Origin of the sequence: Treponema brennaborense DSM 12168, from assembly GCF_000212415.1 — a bacterium.
Taxonomy (GTDB): domain Bacteria; phylum Spirochaetota; class Spirochaetia; order Treponematales; family Treponemataceae; genus Treponema_F; species Treponema_F brennaborense.
On sequence record NC_015500.1, the window covers coordinates 681,774 to 701,311 of the forward strand.

A 19,538-nucleotide genomic window follows, 5' to 3' on the forward strand; every position below is an offset into this window, starting at 1 on the left:
CAATGGCTTTCGTTCAATTTTCAAAAGTATCGCTCGCGTTCGGCGACCGCGATATTCTTAAAAAAGTTTCGGTAAATCTTGCGGCGGGGAGTAAAGCCGCGCTGACCGGTGCGAACGGGTCGGGCAAGTCGACGCTGATGAAAATAATGGCCGGCCTCATTTTGCCCGACAGCGGTGAACGTATCGCGCAGAAAGACGCCCGCGTTGCGTATCTGCCGCAGTCCGGCATCGTGCATTCGGGATGTTCTCTGCGTGAAGAAGCCGATCGCGCGTTCGAATACGGTTACGCGCTGCAGCGCGAGCTTGAAGCGGTCGGCGACGCGCTTCAGGCGAATCCGGCGAATCCGGCGCCGCTGCTTGAACGGCATCACGAGATTTCAACCAAATTGGAAGAATCCGGCTGGTATCGGCGCGAAGCGTTCGCCGAACAAGTGCTGCTCGGTTTGGGATTTTCCGCGAGCGATCTGGATCGGCAGGTGGAAGAATTTTCCGGCGGATGGCAGATGCGCGTCGCCCTCGCAAAAGCGCTGATGCAGGGGCCGGATATCCTGCTGCTCGACGAACCGACGAACTATCTCGATCTTGAAGCGCGCAATTGGCTCGAACAGTTTCTGCTCAATTTTAAAGGCGGATTCCTTTTGGTAAGTCACGACCGGTATTTTCTGGACGTTACGATCACGGAAGTATACGAACTGTTCAACGGCGATCTGCATCGGTATCCGGGCAATTATACGCATTACGAACAGGTGCGGCAGGTCGAACTCGAATCGCTGATTGCGAACTATAATCAGCAGCAGGAAGAAATCCGTAAACTGGAAGATTTTATCCGCCGCTTCGGTGCGAAGGCGACGAAGGCCGCTCAGGCGCAGGAACGGCAGAAAATGCTGGACAAGGTGCTCGCGCAGAAAATAGAAATACCCGAATCCCTGAAGAAAATCCGGTTTTCGTTTCCTCCGGCGCCGCATTCGGGGCGTTTGGTGCTGACGCTGGAACAGATAGGCAAGTCGTACGACGGCGTGCGCCGCGTTATAGAAAATCTGGATCTGGTGGTGGAAAACGGAGAGCGGCTCGTAGTCGCCGGGCGCAACGGGTCGGGTAAATCGACACTGCTGCGGATTTTGGCTGCGCAGGATGCCTCTTTTGCCGGGACGGTCAAAACCGGCGCGGGCGTCGCCGTCGGGTACTTTTCACAGGACAGCGCCGAAACGATCACCGGCGCGCAGTCGGTGCTCGACTACATCGAGCAGGACGCGCCGCTCGAATTGATTCCGAAGCTCCGCGACATGCTGGGCGCGTTTCTGTTCCGCGGAGATGATGTTTTTAAGTCGCTGAACGTCCTGTCCGGCGGTGAAAAAAGCCGTCTGGCGCTGCTGCGGCTGCTGCTCAGGCCGGTCAATCTGCTGATTCTCGACGAACCGACGAACCATTTGGATCTGCATTCAAAAGACGTATTGCTCGGAGCACTCAAGGATTTCGGGGGAACGGTCGTGTTCGTTTCTCACGACCGCGGATTTATCGAGTCGCTCGCGACGCGGGTGCTCGAACTGACGCCGCCGGTAAACGGTGCGCCGCCGCGCTACCGCGTGTTTCCCGGTTCGTACGCGTACTATTTGGACAGGCTCGCAGCCGAAGCGGCGGGAGCCGTACCGGGCGCAGGCGGATGCGGGGCCGGTTCTGCGGGAGTTTCTGTGCGAGGTTCGGCGCTTACCGGTTCCGCCGCCGCGTCTTCAAGCGGCAGCACTTCAATCGCCGGCGCTTCAATCGGCGACGCGGCGTCCCGTTCAAACGAATCGTCGGGTGCGCAGCGGTATGAAGAACAGAAACGGCTCAAAAACGAACGCCGTCGTCTTGAGCGCGAAGAGGAACGTCTTATGGAAGAAATTGCCGCTGCGGAAGAAGATAAAGCGGCGCTTGAAGCGCGCCTTGCCGAGCCTGCCGTATACAGCGACGCGGCGGAGTGCCGTGCCGTTCAGCAGCTGATAGAAAACGCCGGGCACCGTATTGAAGAACTCAGCGCCGCCTGGGAAGCCGTTTCCGCCCAGCTGGCGTAACGGCGGTAGCGGCTGGCAATCTGCAGTAGCTGCTGACAATCTGCGGTAGCGGCTGACGATCGCCGTTATGCACCGGTTCCGCCGTTCGGCATCGGCGTTTGTTTTTCTAATCGAGCGTGAGCGCTATAAAATCCGAATAATACGTGTTCTGCTGCAAATCGGTCGCGGTAAAGCAGTACCGGTACGTACCGTCCTCCGCCTGCGCCGTTCCCAACAGCGGTTTTCCGGTAACGGTGAACGGTTCGCTTTCATACCACTGTTCGCTTTCAAGTTCTTCCTGCGTAAGTTCCCGGTCGTCTTCCGGCATGAGTATCGCCCGATATAAAAGCTGTATCGTGTCTCCGCTGCGCAGCGGCAGCATCTCCCTTGCGGGCATTGCAAACGGATCCTGATCCACCGGTACGGCTCCGACGACGATGCCTTCCGGAAATCTTTTATTGTATGCGGCGATAATCATCACTTCTTCCTCGTCGAGCAGCGCGGGAATCGCATATCGGGTTTCGGCGTCCGTTTCATCCAAACTGTACAGGCAAACGACTCGATCTTCAAACGTGATCCAAGTACCGGTGAACGGTTCCTCGATGATCCCGTCTTCGTCTACCGACGTTGCCGGCAGCTGCGCAAGCTGTACGTACCAGTACGTATCGGGAACGTCCGATTCTTCCATCTGCTGCCACAATTCAAAATCGAGCTGCGTGATATAGTCCAGCGCCTGCGGTTCAATGCCGATACGCAAGTCTTCATCCTGCCGAAAGAAAAATTCTACGGCGTGCAGCGGCTCTCCGGTAAGCACGCCGGCAAACGCTTCTATAAAAGCGGTATAGTGCGGCAGTACGCCGAGACTCCGGTATATTTCGAGATATTCCGAAACGTACTCTTTTCCCGAAAACGGAAAATATACGGACAGCCCCGCGGCTTGCGATTTCAAATTATCAGTTGCATTCGCGTAGGCAACCGTTTCATTGAGCGCGGCGCCGATCGCCTGTGTGTACTGCGGCGTTATTTCCGCAAGCTGCTGAGCAAACCGCTCTATATCGATCAGATCCGCATCGCTTTCCTGCGGTCCGCCTTTTCCGAAACCGAACGACTGATAGCGGGCGCGTGCAAGTGCCGGATACGTGTTTTCGGTTACCGGCAGCAGACTGCGCGCCGCGTCGTCGACGGCATCGGCAAGTTTTTTTATTTTCCGCAAATCGACGACCGAAAGCGTCGCCGAGTCGCCGGTCGGGATGTCTTCCGACGGCGCGTTTCCCCGTATGAACGAGTCGACCAGTTTTTTGCCGAATCGGGAAATCGGAAGCGCCGGCTTGTCAGAAAGCGTTTTGAACACACGGTAATCCCAGCCGCTTCCCGGTTCCAATTCTTCGCTCGCAATCATGTATTCGGCGTAATCGCTCAGCAGCAGCGCGGTTTCAATACTTCCCATGAGACACGCGTCGAACCCGATGAACGCAAGCGGTGCGCGCGCCGCGGGCGTATCGTTCAGCGCCAGCGCCAGCGCGGGCAGCGGCAGCGCTTCGTCATCGAAATGCTGATCCGAACCGAATCCGAGTACCGGTCCGCCGCCGTGATTCCAGAATATCAGTCCGTATCGGGACGCGGGTGCGGTTTCGTAACAGAAATTTACGAAAGAACTCAATAACTGCGGGTTCCCGACGCTGATCGGTTCAGGGTATCGGCTCAGCTCTTCAAGCCCGCTGCCGTATAATCGCCATATCACGGGAACGTCCGCCGGAACGCGGTCGTTCTGCCATTGCGTCGTTCCGCACGTTAACACGAAAACTTTCAGTTTGTCGGGATTGAATCCGCACGCCATCAGTTCGTGCAGATCGTCGGTCGCGAATCCGTTTTCGCTTTCAAGATCCGAACCGTTCATCAGTATCATCAAGGTGAACGATCCCGCTTTATCCGGAAAACGTTCCGCAGGCTGCCGGCTTGAAACGCAGCCGGTCAGTATCGATAAAACGATGACCGCTGCGTATAAACCCGTACCGAGTTTTACGTTGTTTTTCATATTCATTCCTTGCTGCCGCCGGGATGTCCCGGTATGCGTGCGTAAGTCTAATTTATGAAAAGCTTTTTTGTCAATACACATGGCTGCGGTTCGGATACGGTTTGGCTGCGGCTCGGATGTACTTTCCCGGTCCCGTTTCGTCTTGACCTGTCAAAAACATTGCGATAGACTGAACTCGGAAGGAAGAAGGAACTTTATCAGGAGGAAACTATGAAAGTTTTGGTAATTGGCGGGGCGGGTTACATCGGCAGTCATGTCGTAAAGGAATTGATGAAGGCCGGACATACGGTTACGGTTTTTGACAATCTGTCGTCGGGGCTGCTGCAGAATCTGTTCAATGAAAACGATTTTATTGCGGGCGACATTCTGTATCCGGAAACGCTGGACGCGGCGTTTGCCCGCGGATTCGACGCGTTCGTGCATCTGGCGGCGTTCAAAGCGGCCGGTGAATCGATGATCGTCCCTGAAAAATATTCTATTAACAACATCAACGGAACGCTTAATATCCTGAACGCCGCGGTAAAACACGGCTGCAAGCGGATGGTGTTTTCATCGTCCGCGGCGGTGTTCGGCGAACCGCAGTATCTGCCGATAAACGAAGAGCATCCCAAAAATCCCGAAAACTATTACGGGTTTACCAAACTTGAAATCGAACGTTTTATGGAATGGTACGACACGCTGAAAGGACTGAAATTCGCCGCGCTGCGCTATTTTAACGCCGCCGGATACGACCCCGACGGCTTCCCGTGCGGTCTTGAACAGAATCCCGCCAATCTGCTGCCGGTCATTATGGAAGTCGCGTGCGGTATGCGCAGCCGGCTGAAAGTGTTCGGCCGTGATTACGATACGCGCGACGGCACGTGCATTCGCGATTACGTACACGTTTCGGATCTTGCCGTTGCGCACGTAAAAGCGCTCGAATATATCGCGGCGCACGATGAAAGTCTTAAAGTGAACTTGGGCAGCGAAACCGGCGTAACCGTTACGGAAATGCTTGAAGCCGCCCGCCGTATTACCGGCAAAGAGATTCCCGCGGACTACGTCGAACGGCGTGCCGGCGATCCTGCGTGTTTGTACGCAACGTCCGCGTTCGCCCGTGAAAAACTGAATTGGAAACCCTTGCATTCCGACGTGGACACGCTCGTGTCTTCAACCTGGAATGCGTACAAAAAACAGAAAGGATTGAAATAATGGCTTCAGCTTTTGACCGCGTTACCGATTTTATTGCCGCCAGCCGTTCCGATATGATCGAATTGGAAACGCTGCTCACTTCTTTTCCGGCGCTCGCACCCGAAAACGGCGGGCAGGGGGAACTTGAAAAAGTTACCGCTCTCGAATCCTGGCTCATGGCGCACGGCGTAACGCGGCTGGAACGTTTCGACGCTCCCGACTCCCGCGTGTCGAGCGGAATCCGGCCGAATCTGATCGCGACGATTCCCGGCGCGGACGATTCGGTGCGCGTATGGATTATGGCGCATACGGACGTGGTCCCGGTCGGAGAATTGAGTTTGTGGCGTACCGATCCGTGGAAAGTCGTTGAAAAAGACGGTAAACTGTACGGTCGCGGAGTCGAAGACAATCAGCAGGGCTTGGTTGCCGGAATTTTCGCCGCGCTTTCGCTGCTGAAAAACGGCATTACCCCCGCGCATACGGTAAAACTGCTGTTCGTCGCCGATGAAGAAGTCGGTTCCGACTACGGCATAAAATATCTGCTTCAAACGCAGAAGCTGTTCAAAAGCGAAGACATTATCATTATTCCCGACGGCGGCGATTCTCAGGGAGCAACGATCGAAGTTGCCGAAAAAAATCTGCTGTGGATGCGCGTGAGCGTCCACGGCAAGCAGACGCACGGAAGCCGGCCTGACGAAGGCGTAAACGCGGCGCTCGCCGGCTGCGACTTGGCGCTCCGGCTGAACGCGCTGGAAACGGTGTTCGACAAACGGGACGAACTGTTTGAACCGCCGTATTCCACGTTTCAGCCGACCAAAAAAGAAGCGAACGTGCCGAACATCAACACGATTCCCGGTGAAGACGTGTTCTGTATGGACTGCCGCATTCTGCCGTGTTATTCGCTTGCGCAAGTGCGTGCGGAAATCGGCGCGTGTATTGCCGCGGTGGAAAAAAAGTACGGCGTAACCGTTTCTTACACGGAACCGCAGGCCGTCGAGTCGCCGGCGACGCCGGCGGACGCACCGGTCGCGGTAAAACTCGCCGCAGCGATAAAAGCGGTTACCGGCGTGAGCGCGCGTCCGATCGGTATCGGAGGCGGAACGGTCGGTGCGTATTTGCGGAACGCCGGCCTGAACGCGGTCGTATGGAGCCGTATGGACGAGACCGCCCATCAGCCGAACGAATATACCGTATTGGATAATTTGGCGAACGACGCACTCGTATTGGCATATGTCATGATGAATTCCTGACAGAATTTTATCACTGTGTTATACTGTAAGTGTTATACTTATTGCGGAGCTTTTTAGAGGAGTGTTTTAATGAAAAAAATGGGTTTGAAATCGATTTTGGTGTGCGCGGCGGCCGTTTCTGTCTTGCTGACCGCCGGCTGTGCGTCCCAATCGGTGGAACGGGTTTCCGCCGATACGGTAATGGATTTGAGCGGCTATTGGAACGATACCGACGTGCGGATTGTTGCCGATTCGATCGTCAGCGACTGCGTGAACGCGCCTGCGATTTCAAATTATATCCGTACCAATAACAAAATGCCGGTGGTAATCGTCGGTTCGTTCAGGAACGACAGTGACGAACATTTGGATACGTCGATCCTCGTAAAGAAATTTGAAACGGCGCTCATAAACAGCGGCAAAGTCGATTTCGTGGCGAGTTCGGCCGAACGCGGCGATATCCGCGCCGAGCGTGAAGAACAGCAGGAATGGGCGAGCGAATCGACGGCGAAACGGCTTGCGAACGAAACGGGAGCCGATTTCATGCTGATCGGATCGGTTAAGACGATCGTCGATCAGGCCGATAAAACGTCGACCCGGACTTATTGGGTGTATGCGGAATTGATCGACATCGAGTCGAACCGCAAACTCTGGATCGGTGAAAATTCGGAAATCAAGAAAGTGATTAAACGTTCTTCCGTCCGGATGTAATGAAAGCACACCGAGCCGCGCGGTATGCCGCCGCGTTTACCGCATTTATTTTCGCTTCATGCGCGACCATGGCCGATTATGATTTTTCCGGAATAAACAGCGCGCTGTTTTCGGGAAATTATGACGCGGCGTATGAAATGCTTGAAGCGGACAGTTCTCTTCTGTATTCCGAACACGACGACGTTTTATACGCGCTCGATAAAGGTATGCTGTCCCACTATGCGGGTGATTATAAGCGCTCAAACACCGAATTGGCGGAAGCCGAACGGAAAATTTTCGATAATTTTTCAAAAAGCATCACGCAATCGATTTCATCGTTTTTGGTAAACGATACGGTCGTCGATTATGCGGGTGAAACGTTTGAAGACATTTATACGAATCTTTTTATGGCGCTGAATTATCTGAATCAGGACGATACGGAAGGTGCGTTCGTAGAGATCCGCCGCTTTGATAATAAATTGAAGACCGTTTCCGCGCAGTATGCCGATCTGATTGCGGAGGCGAATAAGGAAAATCAGGCGAACGGATCGGCAACGCTTCCGGCGGATACGATGGAATTCCACAACTCCGCGCTTGCCCGCTACCTCAGTCTTATCATGTATCGCGGTGCCGGCAAGCTCGATTCTGCGGAAATAGACCGCAAATACATCCGTTCGGCTTTTCAATTGCAGCCGAATCTGTATCCGTTTGCGGTGCCGTCCTGTATCGCGGAAGAATTTTCCGTTCCCGACGGCATGGCCCGGCTGAACGTCGTTGCGTTTTCCGGCAAAGCGCCCGTAAAAACGGAAGAAGTAACCCGGCTCGGTACGGCGGATGCTTCGTTCTATTATAAGTTGGCGCTGCCGGTGATGAACAAGCAATTTTCCGCCGTTTCTTCGATAACCGTGTCGGCAGTATCCGCCGACGGTACGGTGGTAGTTTCGGAACAGTTGGAAAAAATTGAAAGCATCGAAAATATTGCGGTCGAAACGTTTTCGCAAAAACAGGCGCTGCTGTATCTGAAAGCGGTCGCCCGGTCTATTGCGAAATCGGCAGCGACGTCAACGTGGGGTGTGCTGTCGGATTCTGCGGACGATGACAATGTCAGCATGTTTTTTTCCCTGATGCAGGTCGTTTCCGCAGTTACGACCGAAGCGACGGAACGCGCCGACGTGCGGGTTTCAAGATATTTTCCGGCGACTGCATCGGTGGCCGGTTTAACGGTACCGCCGGGTGATTATACCGTCTCGGTTTCATATAAGAACAAAGACGGTAAAATTATCAGTCAGGATGAATTTTCCGTTGCGGTAAAAACTTCTTCGATCAATTTAGTGGAGTCAGTATGTCTCAGGTAATGCGTTTCGTTTTTTGCGGTTTATTCGTATGCTTTTTTGCCGGCTGCGCTTCGACGTCCGTATCAAAAGCCGCTCCGCTGTGGGTAAGCGAGCCCGACGCGGAGTATTCCTCGTCGTCGTATTTGAATGCCGTCGGATACGGTTCCGACCGCCGTTCGGCCGAGCAGGACGCGGCTTCGGCTCTTGCAAAAAGCATCCGCCAAAGCGTGGTAGTCGCGGCTTCCGCTTCCGAATCTTTTTCCGGCAGCGACGCCGCGGGTTTTGCCGAGCAATATGATTATTCGCAGATGGTCGAAACGGCGACGACGCTGAACGACATCCCCGGCATTTCGTTTAAGACGAATTGGACCGACAAAAACGGAACCGTATACGTGCTCGCACAACTGAATCGCCAGGAAACGGGTGCGTATTACCGCAGCCGGATAGAAGAAACGGCGGCGGTTATAGAAAGCGAGCTGCTCTACGCCCGCCGGAACGAGGGAACCTTTGAAGCGCTTGCGGCGCTGAATAATGCTGCGGAGAAAGCGCTGCAAAATCAGGAATATCTGGATATTCTGACCGGCATAAACTCCGATATGTACCGGCTTGTTTCGCTCGATTACAAGAGTGCCGCCGCCGTTGCTGCGCTTGCGGCCCGCGAACCCGAAAAAATAAAGATAACGGTTACCGTAGCCGGAGACGATTCAGGCAGACTTTCCGCTGCGTTTTCCGAAATTTTTACTTCTCAGGGATTGAAAATCACCGCTTCCGATCCTGACGCGCGTTACCGGCTTTCCGCTTCCGTTTCGATAGAAAAACTCGACGGATTTGAAAAATACGAATACGTGCGCTACGTTCTGACGGCGTCGCTTGAAGATACCGTTACCGGTAAAGTGCTGATTCCGTATTCCGTCAATGGACGTGAGGCCCATATTTCCCAGAGTGAGGCGGCTCAACGCGCGTTGCGTACGGTTGAAAACGAGATTTCAAATAAGTTCAAACCGCTGTTCGTAACGTTTCTCTCAGGTTGTGCAGAATTCTGATTCGTGCTATAGTTCCCGTATGGCAGAACTTTTGGCCCCTGCGGGTAATATTGAAGCATTGGATGCGGCGATCGGTGAAGGCGCCGACGCCGTGTATTTAGGTCTCAAATCGTTTAATGCGCGCTTACGCTCATCGAATTTTGCGTGGAATCAGTTTGAGGCGGCGGTACAGTCCGTGCACCGGCTGGGGAAAAAGATTTTCGTAACAGTCAACACCGTTTCGGAAGAATGGGAAATGGAACGGCTGTACCGGTTCCTCGGTTATTTGGATGCGGTAGGTCCTGACGGACTTATCGTTCAGGATTTCGGCGTTGTGCGGATGGTTCAGGAATTTTTTCCGAAACTCCGGTTGCATGCGTCGACGCAGATGAATATTGCCAGCGCGCGCGCCGTAAATGTAATGAGCAAAGAGGGCCTGAAGCGCGTCGTGTTGGCCCGTGAACTGGGGCTTGAGGAAATCCGTACCATACGGGCGAATACGTCTGCCGAACTTGAAGTGTTCGTGCACGGCGCGTTGTGCGTAAGTGAATCCGGCTTGTGTCTGTTTTCGAGTTATTTAGGCGGAAAATCCGCCAATCGCGGTATGTGCACGCAGGCGTGCCGCCGTTTTTATTCGGCCGAAATTTCAGGCGGATTGGAGCAGGGATACTATTTTTCACCTTGTGATTTGCAGCTCATCGATAAAATTCCCGATCTCATCACCGCCGGCGTCGATTCTTTCAAAATCGAAGGGCGCATGAAAAGTGCCGAATACGTCGGCAGCGTAACCGCCGCGTATCGATACGTTATGGATCACTGGCAGGAAGACCGGAAGGGTTCCGTTGCCACCGCAAAACGGATGCTTTCAACCGATTTTGCCCGTACCAAAACACGGTATTGGTATGATTTTAACGCTGACGATACGGAAAAAGTTGCGGATACCGTTTTAAATCCCGCGCAGGCGGGCGGAACCGGTATCTATTTGGGAAAAATAGACCGCACCCGGTCTGCCGGCGTTTCCGCTGCGGATTCCGAGGGCGTTTTGCAGTTCGCTTCCCTAACCGGCGGTTCGTACGATCCCGATGTCGGAGATTCAATCCGGCTGCACCGGAAAGACGATACGGGACGCGTCAGTCATAAAGTCCGTTCCGTGCAGGATGAAAACGGCGTGCGCTGGATCGATATTCCCGAAGGTTTTTCTTCCGGAGATTCCGTGTACTTGTTGCAAACGAAGTTGATGTCCAAACGGTATCCGCGCGTACTTCCCCATGACCTGAGTCCGTTCAGACGGCAGCCCGGTGCGCAGCAGTTGCCGATACTCGATTTGACTCCCGTTGCAAAAAACGAATTGTCGTATTTTCCCGAAGGTCTGTACATTCAAGTTTCAACCGTAGAGGATCTGTTTACCGTACAGTCGGGGCAGCCGGTTCGGATCATCCTTGAACTGAACAGCGAAACTCGAGCCGATTTGCTGGAGCATGACGTTACGCTTCCGATTTCCAAAAAGCAGATTTTCCTTTCGCTTGATCCGTTCTGTCCGGCGTCTGCCGAAGACGATAGTGCTGCCGCGGTGGATATGCTTGTTGAAAGCGGTTTTACCTGCTGGGTTGTGAACAATCCGGCGCATATCGCGATGCTTCGCGGTAAACCCGTTTCGCTGATTGCCGGGCCGTATCTGTATACGTTCAACCGCTGGGCGGTGTCGTGGCTTGAAAATCAGGAAATCGGTGCGTTCGTCATGCCGTATGAAAATTCCCGCCGCAATCTGGAGGCAACGTTCGACGGCGCCCAGCGCAGTCGCGTGCTGATACCGGTGTTTGCGTATCCGGCGTTGTTCCGCATGAGATTCAAATTACCCGCTTCTTACGATTTTACGTTTTTCAACGATAAGGAAGGCATGACTTTTAAAGCGCTTTCCACGCCGGACGGTGCGTTCGTTATGCCGGATAATCCGTTTTCTATCATAGACAAAATCCAGTTTTTGAAAAACGCCGGTTTTACCCGCTATCTGATCGATTTTTCAAAAACGAGCGTGCATAAAAAACACTTGAAACAGATTTTAACGGCGATGTACCGCGCGCAGGTGCTTCCCGACACGTCCCGTTTCAATTGGAAAGACGGATTCTATTCGCCCGAAAAAATGGAAGAATTCCGGGCCTCTGCGGAGCGTGCTGCCGCTTCCGGCGTTAAAAGTACGTTTCAGAAAAAAGGTGCCGTTCCCGGCAAAAAAAATACGTTTACTCCGCGCGGCGGAAGCCGCCGTCCCGATAAAAAACGCTGAGCGGAACCCGTTCCCCCGCCGCTGTAAGTTTCGCCGGAATATCGGTTCCGGCATATTCGCAGCGGCTGCCGGTCATCGGCCGATAGCTGCTGACTGCCGGTCAATGGTGATTACTGGCTGCCGGTTACCGGCCGATAGCTGCTGGCCGATAGTGCGGGGAACGGTTCCGCCCGTTTTTTCTAGAAAACGGCCGGGATATCCGTATCCGGTTCGTCCGTATTCTGGGCCTCGTGCTGTGCAGCGGCGGCTTCCGCAAGATCAAGGAGATCCTGTTTTGCGCTGCCGTTTTCCGAATCGTCCGCAGATTTGTCTTTTATGAATTTGGGTTTGAAGTCGACGTGTTCCGCGACTATTTTTACGCGCGACTGCGTTTTGCCTTCCATATCCTGCCAGCGGTTCTGTTTGAGCCTGCCGACGACTCTGATGCCGCGCCCTTTATCACAGTATTTGCCGCAGGCTTCCGCAAGTGTGCCCCAGGTTTCGATATCGAAAAACGACACTTCTTTTTGTTTGTCGCCTTCCGAATCCTTATAGTAGCGGTTTACCGCGATGGACATTGCACAAACTCTTGAGCCTTTGGGCGTTTCCTTTACGACCGGGTCGCGCACGAGGTTTCCTTCAACGACGATAGAATTGAAATCATCCATAATTCGTTCTCCTTGAATACGTAATTCCGTGTCCGTACTGCGGGCACGCATTATTATTCGTTTCGGAGTATCCGAATTTGACGGAGAAGAATGCGTTTTACAGGTTTTTTATCAGTTTGACCATATAGAGCTGGATGTACATGCTCAGTTCGTCCTGATCTTTTATTTTCTGCATTCCCGGTGTTTTTACGAGAGTTTCCGCCAAGTTTTTAATCCGGTCGACGGTAAAATTATTGGCGCGCAGCGTTTTGATAATTTTACGCATATAATCCCGTATCAGGGAATTGATATCTTCCGTAAGGTTTTCCCTTGACTGCTTGTTCAGCAATTTATTCCATGACTGAATATAGGAATTCAGTTCCCTCTCAAGCGTGGAATTTTCGGGGATGAGCACTTTTTCCGCCTCGACGGCGGCCTGTTTCAACTCGTTTTTGCGCGACATGACCGGATCGCGTTTTTCCGCAATCGGAATTTCACGTTCCTGTTCCGATGTTTTTTCGACAATGATTTTCTTGCTCCGGGCGAGTTCTTTTTTCTTTGCCTGCGGCGGCGCCATAAACAGCGAAATGATCCAGGAGACGACGGGAATCGTGTACCAAAACGGCAGCAATATCCGCGCGTCGGTGAGAATTTCTTCTTTGGAAATCATGAGCAGTTCGCTGTAGGGAATCAGCTGCCCGTTGCTGAACAGGTTTATCCGTTCCGCGCCGGAGTCGCCGGACATTCTTGTTTCATACTGGACGGCTGAAAGGAACGGCGCGCCGAGCAGCGTATATAAGGCGGGAGACACTGTTTGCAGCGTTTTTTCCAGTTTTTTTTCAAACAGCGGCTGTTCCTTTATTTCGGGAATCGGCAGGAACTGTTTGAGCATATTGTAGCAGTCTTTCGTGATCGTATCGCGGACGGTTTCACGCGCGTCGCTGCAAAGCCTGATGATGAGCGGAATGACCTTCGTTTTATAGATATAATACCGGGCGCCGTTTTCCGGTTTGAAGGTCAGAAGCGGCGGCAGCAGATTATCGGCGGACTGTGTGGATTCCCGATGCAGGAATTCGTTCAGATCGTCTTCCGTATATTGACCGAGCAGCGGAATGCCTCTGGAATCGGCGAACATGGATATAGCTTCTTTGGTAAAATAATACGGCGGTTTGTTTAAAATCAATTCCAGATTTTTCAGCGCGGTCGTGCGCTGCAAGTTCTGCTGCGCTTTATTTCGGTAGAAGGTGATACTGCATTCGATCAAATAGACTGCCTGAAGTATCGAAATATCTTCCTGCGTCAAATCTTTTACTTTTTCATAATCCTGCCGGATAAAAAAGCAAAGCTGGCTCCATTGATAAAAATTGTCTCCCGATTCCTGCAGCGACGACAACGCCCGATCCGTTTTTTGGATGAGCATCGAAAAGAAATTTTTCATGGACAATTCTTTGCCCGGATTGGCGATTTTCAGTTTTTTCAGAAAATAATCGTGAAATTCTTCTTTTATCAGCATCTGCCGCAATTTGGACAGTGATATTTCCATGAGAATCGTCGCCGGTACGTTCGACGGAAATAAAATCGGCGGTAAATTTCTGGGCATCTGCAGACAGTACAGCGCGCGTGTGCTGAGATCCTGCTGGGTGAGCGCGGCTACCATATAGTCGCCGGCTTGCTCCTTTTCGAGAATATCCGTCGGCGTATGTTTGGGCAGATCCGAAATGGACGGGAAGGGAATGGCTGCGTTGTTTTTTATTTCCTGATAACGGATTGCATATTTATCGATATAAAAACCGATAACGATCACGTCCTGCTTGTCGGGCGTCGGAGAAACGAGAAATACCTGTTTCGTTTCCGCAAGTTTTTCAATTTCCTTGTTGACCAATTCGTGCGTATTGGCCAAATAAGGAATCAGTTCCGGCTGTTCTTCCACGTGATGCTGCGCGTAGCGCTTTATGTATTCGCAAAAGTTAGCAATGTTTATCTGCGCGTTGTTCTGGCGTGCCGCGTAATATTTGAGCAGAACCGGAATACTTGTCGTTGTTGCCATACCGGTATCATAACAAAAAAAGTTCAGAAAAACAAGGTATAAATTCCGGTATTGCCGATAGTTGTATAAATCTTACGGAGCGTTTATGATATTATGCAGCGGGCGCCCGGTGCCGAAACGAAAACCGAGCGTTTGTATAAAGAGCAAAGCGTATGAACAGTGAAAACGGCAGCGAACGGCTGCAGCAGATTATCGACGAAAGCCGGAATATCGTGTTTTTCGGCGGCGCGGGAGTTTCAACCGAAAGCGGAATTCCCGATTTCAGATCGACAGACGGATTGTACCGGCAGACTTGGACGTATCCGCCCGAAACGATTTTGAGCAGAAGTTTTTTCGACGCGCATCCGGCCGAGTTTTACCGGTTTTATCGGGCAAAAATGATCGTACCCGATGCAAAACCGAATGCGGCTCATTTCAAATTGGCGGAGCTTGAAGCGGCCGGCAAATTGGGCGCCGTCATAACGCAGAATATAGACGGTCTGCATCAGGCGGCCGGCAGCAAAACCGTGTACGAGCTGCACGGCAGCGTGCTGCGCAATTACTGCATGAAGTGCGGCGCTTTTTATCCGGTCAGGGCGATTCTTGACGCTGCACCGGGCGCGGACATCGTTCGCGGTGATGCGGATCTTTCGCCGCGTGCAAACGCTGCATACGGTGATGCCGAACTTCCGCGGCACACAGCCAATGCGTACGGTGATGACAGTCTGCTAAACCCGCCTGCCGGAAATCGGGTGAACGGAGACGGAATCCCGCGCTGTACGCACTGCGGCGGAATTATAAAACCGGACGTTGTACTGTATGAAGAAGGGCTCGACGGCGGCACCGTGGACGCGGCCGTACGGGCCATTTCCTGTGCCGACACGCTGATTATCGGCGGCACGTCGCTCGTCGTGTATCCGGCGGCTTCTCTGATCGATTATTTTCACGGCCGCCGCCTCGTGCTTATAAACAAGTCGGCAACGGCTGCCGACGGCCGCGCGGATTTGTGCATTACCGATCGTATCGGCGCCGTGCTGGACGCGGTGCACGTGTAGCGGCCGCGCCCGTGCGGCTCACTGCGCGGACAGTTTTTCTATCTGTTCGGAAAGCAGCGGTATCAGCTGTTTTTTGCGCGACACGATGTCTTTCAATATGTAAATATTCGTATCCATTTTGGGAAATCCGATTACCTGCAAAAACGCGGGTTCCGAAGATATGAGCAGCAAACTCGTCAGTTTCGTAATGTCGGTAACCATCAGGGCGCTGAACAGCGTCTTACGGGATCTGCGCTCTATTTCCAGTTCTTCAAAGAATTCTTCTTTGCGCGTAATCAATTCGTCGGTCGTATCGACTTCGATCTGACTGACGGTGAACGAAAAATCTTCTTCCGTGTATTCTTTCATATCCTGATGGACGACTTCCGAGGCGCTGCGTCCGCCGAGCCTGCTCGCCGCCGTCAATACGTCCTGACCGAGCGCTTTTATGTCGAGGTTCGTGATGTTCGACAGATATTCCGCGGTTTCCCGATCTTCTTCCGTAGTCGTTGCCGATTGCAAAATGAGCGTGTCGGACAGAATGCCTGCGAGCAGAATCGACGCGATTTCCTTGGGAATCGAGACGCGGTTCTGCCGGAACAGATTTGTTACGATAGTCGACGTCGCGCCGACCGGTTTATTGATGAACGTGATGGGGTAGCGCGTGGAAAAACTGCCGAGCCGGTGATGGTCGATCACTTCCCGTATCTTGTAATTGTCCACCCCTTCGACAGCCTGCGACAATTCGTTGTGATCGACGAGAATCACTTCAACGTTCGCTTCGTGGATCAGATCGCTTTCCAATATGATTCCCAATAGCCGGTTCGCGTCGTCCACTACCGGCAGGCATCTGCCCGGTGATTTCTGGAGCAGCGGCCGTATTTTCCGCAGCGTGTCGTTCGCGTTGACCGGCGGTATCGTGCTGTCGGCCATGGAAGACACCGGCGAAGAATAGACTATCAGCATGGCGCTCGCCGACGTGTCGTACGGGCTGATGAGCACGGAAACGTTGTTTTTGTCCGCCAGATCGCGCAGCGGTTTTTCAAGCGTGTAGCCCGAAGAAATAACGACGGCGCGTACTTTTTGCTTGATGCAGTATTCCTGAATATCGGTTCTGTCTCCGGTGATGACGATGACGTTTTCCGGCGGATAAACGGCGAGCATCTGTTTGAACGTGCCGAACTGCGCCGCGGCGACCAGAATCGTGCTTTTGAATAATTCCTCTTCATCCCTGATGATGACCGGTTGGGCCGAAAGCGTTCCGCAGACGAGCGAAATGCTCGTCGTAACAGCGGCTTCTTTTTCCGGATCGAGAATTTTCAGCACGTTGCGGGCGAACACGTTGTAATGCAGCAGCGAACGGTACGTGCCGTCTTCGTCGACGACCGGCAGCACTTTTATGTCGCTTTCTTCCATCTTTTCGATGGCGCTCCACAGCGACGTGCCTGTTTTGACCGTAGCGCATTCACCGCTCAGGTAATACCGCACTTTGGGTACCAAATCGGGAATATATTCGGGAATGGGTACCCGAAATCGGTCGAATATATATTCCGTTTGCGGCGATATTTTGCCCGCGCGCGCGGCTATGTGCTCCGTTTGGCCGAGACTCTGTTTCAGCCTTGCATACGCTGCAGCCGAAACGACGGAATCCGTGTCGGGGTTGCGGTGTCCGATAACGTAGACGGTTTTCATAAATCGGGAAATCCTCCGGATATCCAGTGTACAATCAAAAGCCGGATTCCGCAACAAAAATTGACGGAACGCGGTGAGCAGAATCGGTTTAGTCGTCCTTTTCCGTTATTACAAGTTCGTCGTAACCGGTCTCTTTATCGAATTCGGCGGCAAAACTGATACCTTCCAGGTGCTGCAGTACGATTTCTGCCGTCGTGTTGACGGTACAGCCTTCAACGAGGTGTCCGCCGACGGTTGAAAGATCTTCTTTTGAAAAAGAAACGTGCAGGTGCGTTCGTGCGGCGGATACCGTTCCCGTAAGCGATACGATTTCCATCGGCTCGTCGACGGTACGGACGGTCAGACCGCTTGCGTCGCGGATATGTGCGCGCAGAACGCATCCGGCGCAGGACAAAACGCAGCCGGCTTCGATATGGTGCTTGCGGGCGTACTCGGTGATCTTCGTAAGCAAATCGTCTCCCCGACGCAATCTGAAAACGTGTACGGTGTTCATACCGCCAGTGTAGCGCGGAACGGAAAACTGCGCAACCGATTCCGTGCGCGTGTCCGCCGGTTACCCGCTATGCACAACGGGTAAAAATATGTATACTGATACGGTTATACAAGAGAGATGTCTATGTGTCATAAAAAAATGGAAATCGCCGCGGCGGTTCGTAACCGGAAACTCCGCTCGTCGTTCGCCGCAGTAATGAAATATCCGTACAGTTACAGAAAAAACTTGCAGTATTTTAATTGCTGTGTTATAGTAAATAGGTAAACCGGTTTATACACCTGTGTTTTATACTTCGTTTAAGGGAAAATATATGAATTTGAAACGATCCAGCGGTATTTTACTGCATCCTACATCGTTGCCCGAAACTCCGGGAATCGGAACTATCGGTAAACAAGCGTACCGTTTTATTGACTGGCTCAAAACGGCGAATCAGACGCTGTGGCAGATATTGCCGCTCGGGCCCACCGGATACGGAGATTCCCCGTACGCGTCCTTTTCGACGTTTGCCGGAAATCCGTTGATGATCGATCTCGATATGCTCGCCGAACGCGGCTGGGCGGAACCGGCTGCCGTCGTGCCGCCCGATTATATAAAACGCTCCGGACCGATCGATTTCGGTTCCGTCGTGTGGTGGAAAATTCCGGTGCTGAAGGCGGCCGCAAACCGTTTCCTTGATGCGTCGTCGGTGCAGGATCGGGCGTCTTTCGAGGCATTTAAAAACGACAACGCCGCTTGGCTCGATAATTACAGCGTGTTCATGAGTATCAAAGAATTTTACGATGCCGAAGCGCAAAAAGAAAACCGATTCGGAGCGATGTGGAGCAATTATTGGCCTGAAAAACTCGCTTCGCGTGACGCCGCCGCAGTTTCCGAATGGCATTCATCCCACGTTCGTGAAGCCGAAGTGCATAAAGTCATTCAGTTTTTCTTCTTTACGCAGTGGTATGAACTCAAAGCCTACGCGAACGAGAACGGAATTTCGATTATCGGTGATATTCCGATATTCGTCGCCGCCGATTCGGCGGACGTTTGGGCGAACCAGCATCTGTTTCAGCTCGACAAAAGCGGTAAATCTTTGGCGGTCGCCGGCGTTCCGCCGGATTATTTCAGTGCAACCGGACAGTTGTGGGGCAATCCGCTGTACGACTGGGACGCGATGAAAAAGGAACGCTATCATTGGTGGATTGAACGCATCAAGGCCATGAATTTGATGGTGGACTTTGTCCGTATCGATCATTTCCGCGGATTCGAGGCGTACTGGTCCGTTCCCGCGGGAGAGGCGACCGCCGTGAACGGTACTTGGAAAGCCGGTCCCGACCACGAGTTGTTTGAAGTGATTAAAAAGGAACTCGGCGACATTCCGATCATCGCCGAAGATTTGGGACTTATCACGGAAGGCGTCCGTAAACTGCGCGACGATTTCGATTTGCCCGGTATGAAGATTCTGCAGTTCGCGTTCGATCTGAACGAAGCGGGAAAAGACGGGTTCGTAAATCCGTTTCTGCCCCATATGTATACGCCGAATTGCGTCGTATACACCGGAACGCACGACAACGACACCATGCAGGGCTGGCTTGATAAGGCGTCCGATGCCGAAATCAAACTGATTTCCGAATATCTTGCGGGTCCCGGCACCGTACTGCCGCGTTCCGCGTTGTGTGAGGAACTCGTGCGCGCAGCGATAGCTTCCGTCGCAAAATTCGCCGTTATTCCGATGCAGGATATTTTTGCGATCGGGAGCGAAGGACGGATTAACGTGCCGTCCACTTCCGACGGTAAAAACTGGATATGGCGCATGGAGCCGTCGCTGTTCGACGACGGCGCGGCGCGTCGTTTGAAAGAAACGTGCAAGCTGTACGGCCGAAACGTCTAACGGAAT

General features: G+C 52.8%; 14 protein-coding genes. 9 read left to right on the forward strand and 5 right to left on the reverse strand.

The window, feature by feature from the left end:
* Positions 1 to 2 precede the first annotated feature (2 nt).
* Positions 3 to 2,051 (forward strand): ABC-F family ATP-binding cassette domain-containing protein, encoded by a 2,049-nt coding sequence (locus tag TREBR_RS02815; protein WP_013757714.1) that lies wholly within the window; start codon positions 3 to 5, stop codon positions 2,049 to 2,051.
* A 106-nt stretch (positions 2,052 to 2,157) separates the two neighbouring features.
* Here the strand turns inward: TREBR_RS02815 and TREBR_RS02820 are convergent, their stop codons facing one another.
* Complete coding sequence (locus TREBR_RS02820; protein WP_013757715.1) at positions 2,158 to 4,065, reverse strand: clostripain-related cysteine peptidase; 1,908 nt, start codon at positions 4,063 to 4,065, stop codon at positions 2,158 to 2,160.
* Between the two features lie 210 nt (positions 4,066 to 4,275).
* Here TREBR_RS02820 and galE point away from each other — a divergent pair, with 210 nt between their 5' ends.
* The 6 genes from galE (at position 4,276) to TREBR_RS02850 (ending at position 11,788) form a co-directional block, all read left to right on the forward strand.
* The gene (gene galE, locus TREBR_RS02825; protein WP_013757716.1) at positions 4,276 to 5,256 is read left to right on the forward strand and encodes a UDP-glucose 4-epimerase GalE; all 981 of its coding nucleotides are present in this window, start codon (positions 4,276 to 4,278) and stop codon (positions 5,254 to 5,256) included.
* Entirely contained in the window at positions 5,256 to 6,485 is a 1,230-nt protein-coding gene (locus tag TREBR_RS02830; RefSeq protein ID WP_013757717.1) for a M20 family metallo-hydrolase, read from the forward strand. The genes galE and TREBR_RS02830 overlap by 1 nt, the downstream gene beginning before the upstream one ends.
* 69 nt (positions 6,486 to 6,554) lie before the next feature.
* The gene (locus TREBR_RS02835) at positions 6,555 to 7,172 is read left to right on the forward strand and encodes a penicillin-binding protein activator LpoB (protein ID WP_013757718.1); all 618 of its coding nucleotides are present in this window, start codon (positions 6,555 to 6,557) and stop codon (positions 7,170 to 7,172) included.
* Positions 7,172 to 8,506, forward strand: coding sequence for a COG3014 family protein (locus tag TREBR_RS02840; protein ID WP_013757719.1), 1,335 nt, complete (start codon positions 7,172 to 7,174; stop codon positions 8,504 to 8,506). The genes TREBR_RS02835 and TREBR_RS02840 overlap by 1 nt, the downstream gene beginning before the upstream one ends.
* On the forward strand, positions 8,494 to 9,528 hold the full coding sequence (locus TREBR_RS02845) for an LPP20 family lipoprotein (protein ID WP_013757720.1): 1,035 nt from the start codon (positions 8,494 to 8,496) through the stop codon (positions 9,526 to 9,528). The genes TREBR_RS02840 and TREBR_RS02845 overlap by 13 nt, the downstream gene beginning before the upstream one ends.
* Before the next feature lie 19 nt (positions 9,529 to 9,547).
* Positions 9,548 to 11,788 (forward strand): peptidase U32 family protein, encoded by a 2,241-nt coding sequence (locus tag TREBR_RS02850; RefSeq protein ID WP_013757721.1) that lies wholly within the window; start codon positions 9,548 to 9,550, stop codon positions 11,786 to 11,788.
* A gap of 179 nt (positions 11,789 to 11,967) precedes the next feature.
* Here the strand turns inward: TREBR_RS02850 and TREBR_RS02855 are convergent, their stop codons facing one another.
* Entirely contained in the window at positions 11,968 to 12,435 is a 468-nt protein-coding gene (locus TREBR_RS02855; RefSeq protein WP_013757722.1) for a single-stranded DNA-binding protein, read from the reverse strand.
* Positions 12,436 to 12,532: 97 nt separating this feature from the next.
* Complete coding sequence (locus tag TREBR_RS02860) at positions 12,533 to 14,461, reverse strand: hypothetical protein (RefSeq protein WP_013757723.1); 1,929 nt, start codon at positions 14,459 to 14,461, stop codon at positions 12,533 to 12,535.
* Positions 14,462 to 14,613: 152 nt separating this feature from the next.
* Between TREBR_RS02860 and TREBR_RS14610 the strand changes: the two genes are divergently transcribed.
* Complete coding sequence (locus TREBR_RS14610) at positions 14,614 to 15,495, forward strand: NAD-dependent deacylase (RefSeq protein ID WP_013757724.1); 882 nt, start codon at positions 14,614 to 14,616, stop codon at positions 15,493 to 15,495.
* A gap of 18 nt (positions 15,496 to 15,513) precedes the next feature.
* Here the strand turns inward: TREBR_RS14610 and TREBR_RS02870 are convergent, their stop codons facing one another.
* On the reverse strand, positions 15,514 to 17,166 hold the full coding sequence (locus TREBR_RS02870; protein WP_013757725.1) for a putative manganese-dependent inorganic diphosphatase: 1,653 nt from the start codon (positions 17,164 to 17,166) through the stop codon (positions 15,514 to 15,516).
* An 88-nt stretch (positions 17,167 to 17,254) separates the two neighbouring features.
* On the reverse strand, positions 17,255 to 17,659 hold the full coding sequence (locus tag TREBR_RS02875) for a PPC domain-containing DNA-binding protein (protein ID WP_013757726.1): 405 nt from the start codon (positions 17,657 to 17,659) through the stop codon (positions 17,255 to 17,257).
* 310 nt (positions 17,660 to 17,969) lie between these two features.
* Here TREBR_RS02875 and malQ point away from each other — a divergent pair, with 310 nt between their 5' ends.
* Positions 17,970 to 19,532 (forward strand): 4-alpha-glucanotransferase, encoded by a 1,563-nt coding sequence (malQ, locus tag TREBR_RS02880; protein ID WP_013757727.1) that lies wholly within the window; start codon positions 17,970 to 17,972, stop codon positions 19,530 to 19,532.
* Positions 19,533 to 19,538 lie beyond the last annotated feature (6 nt).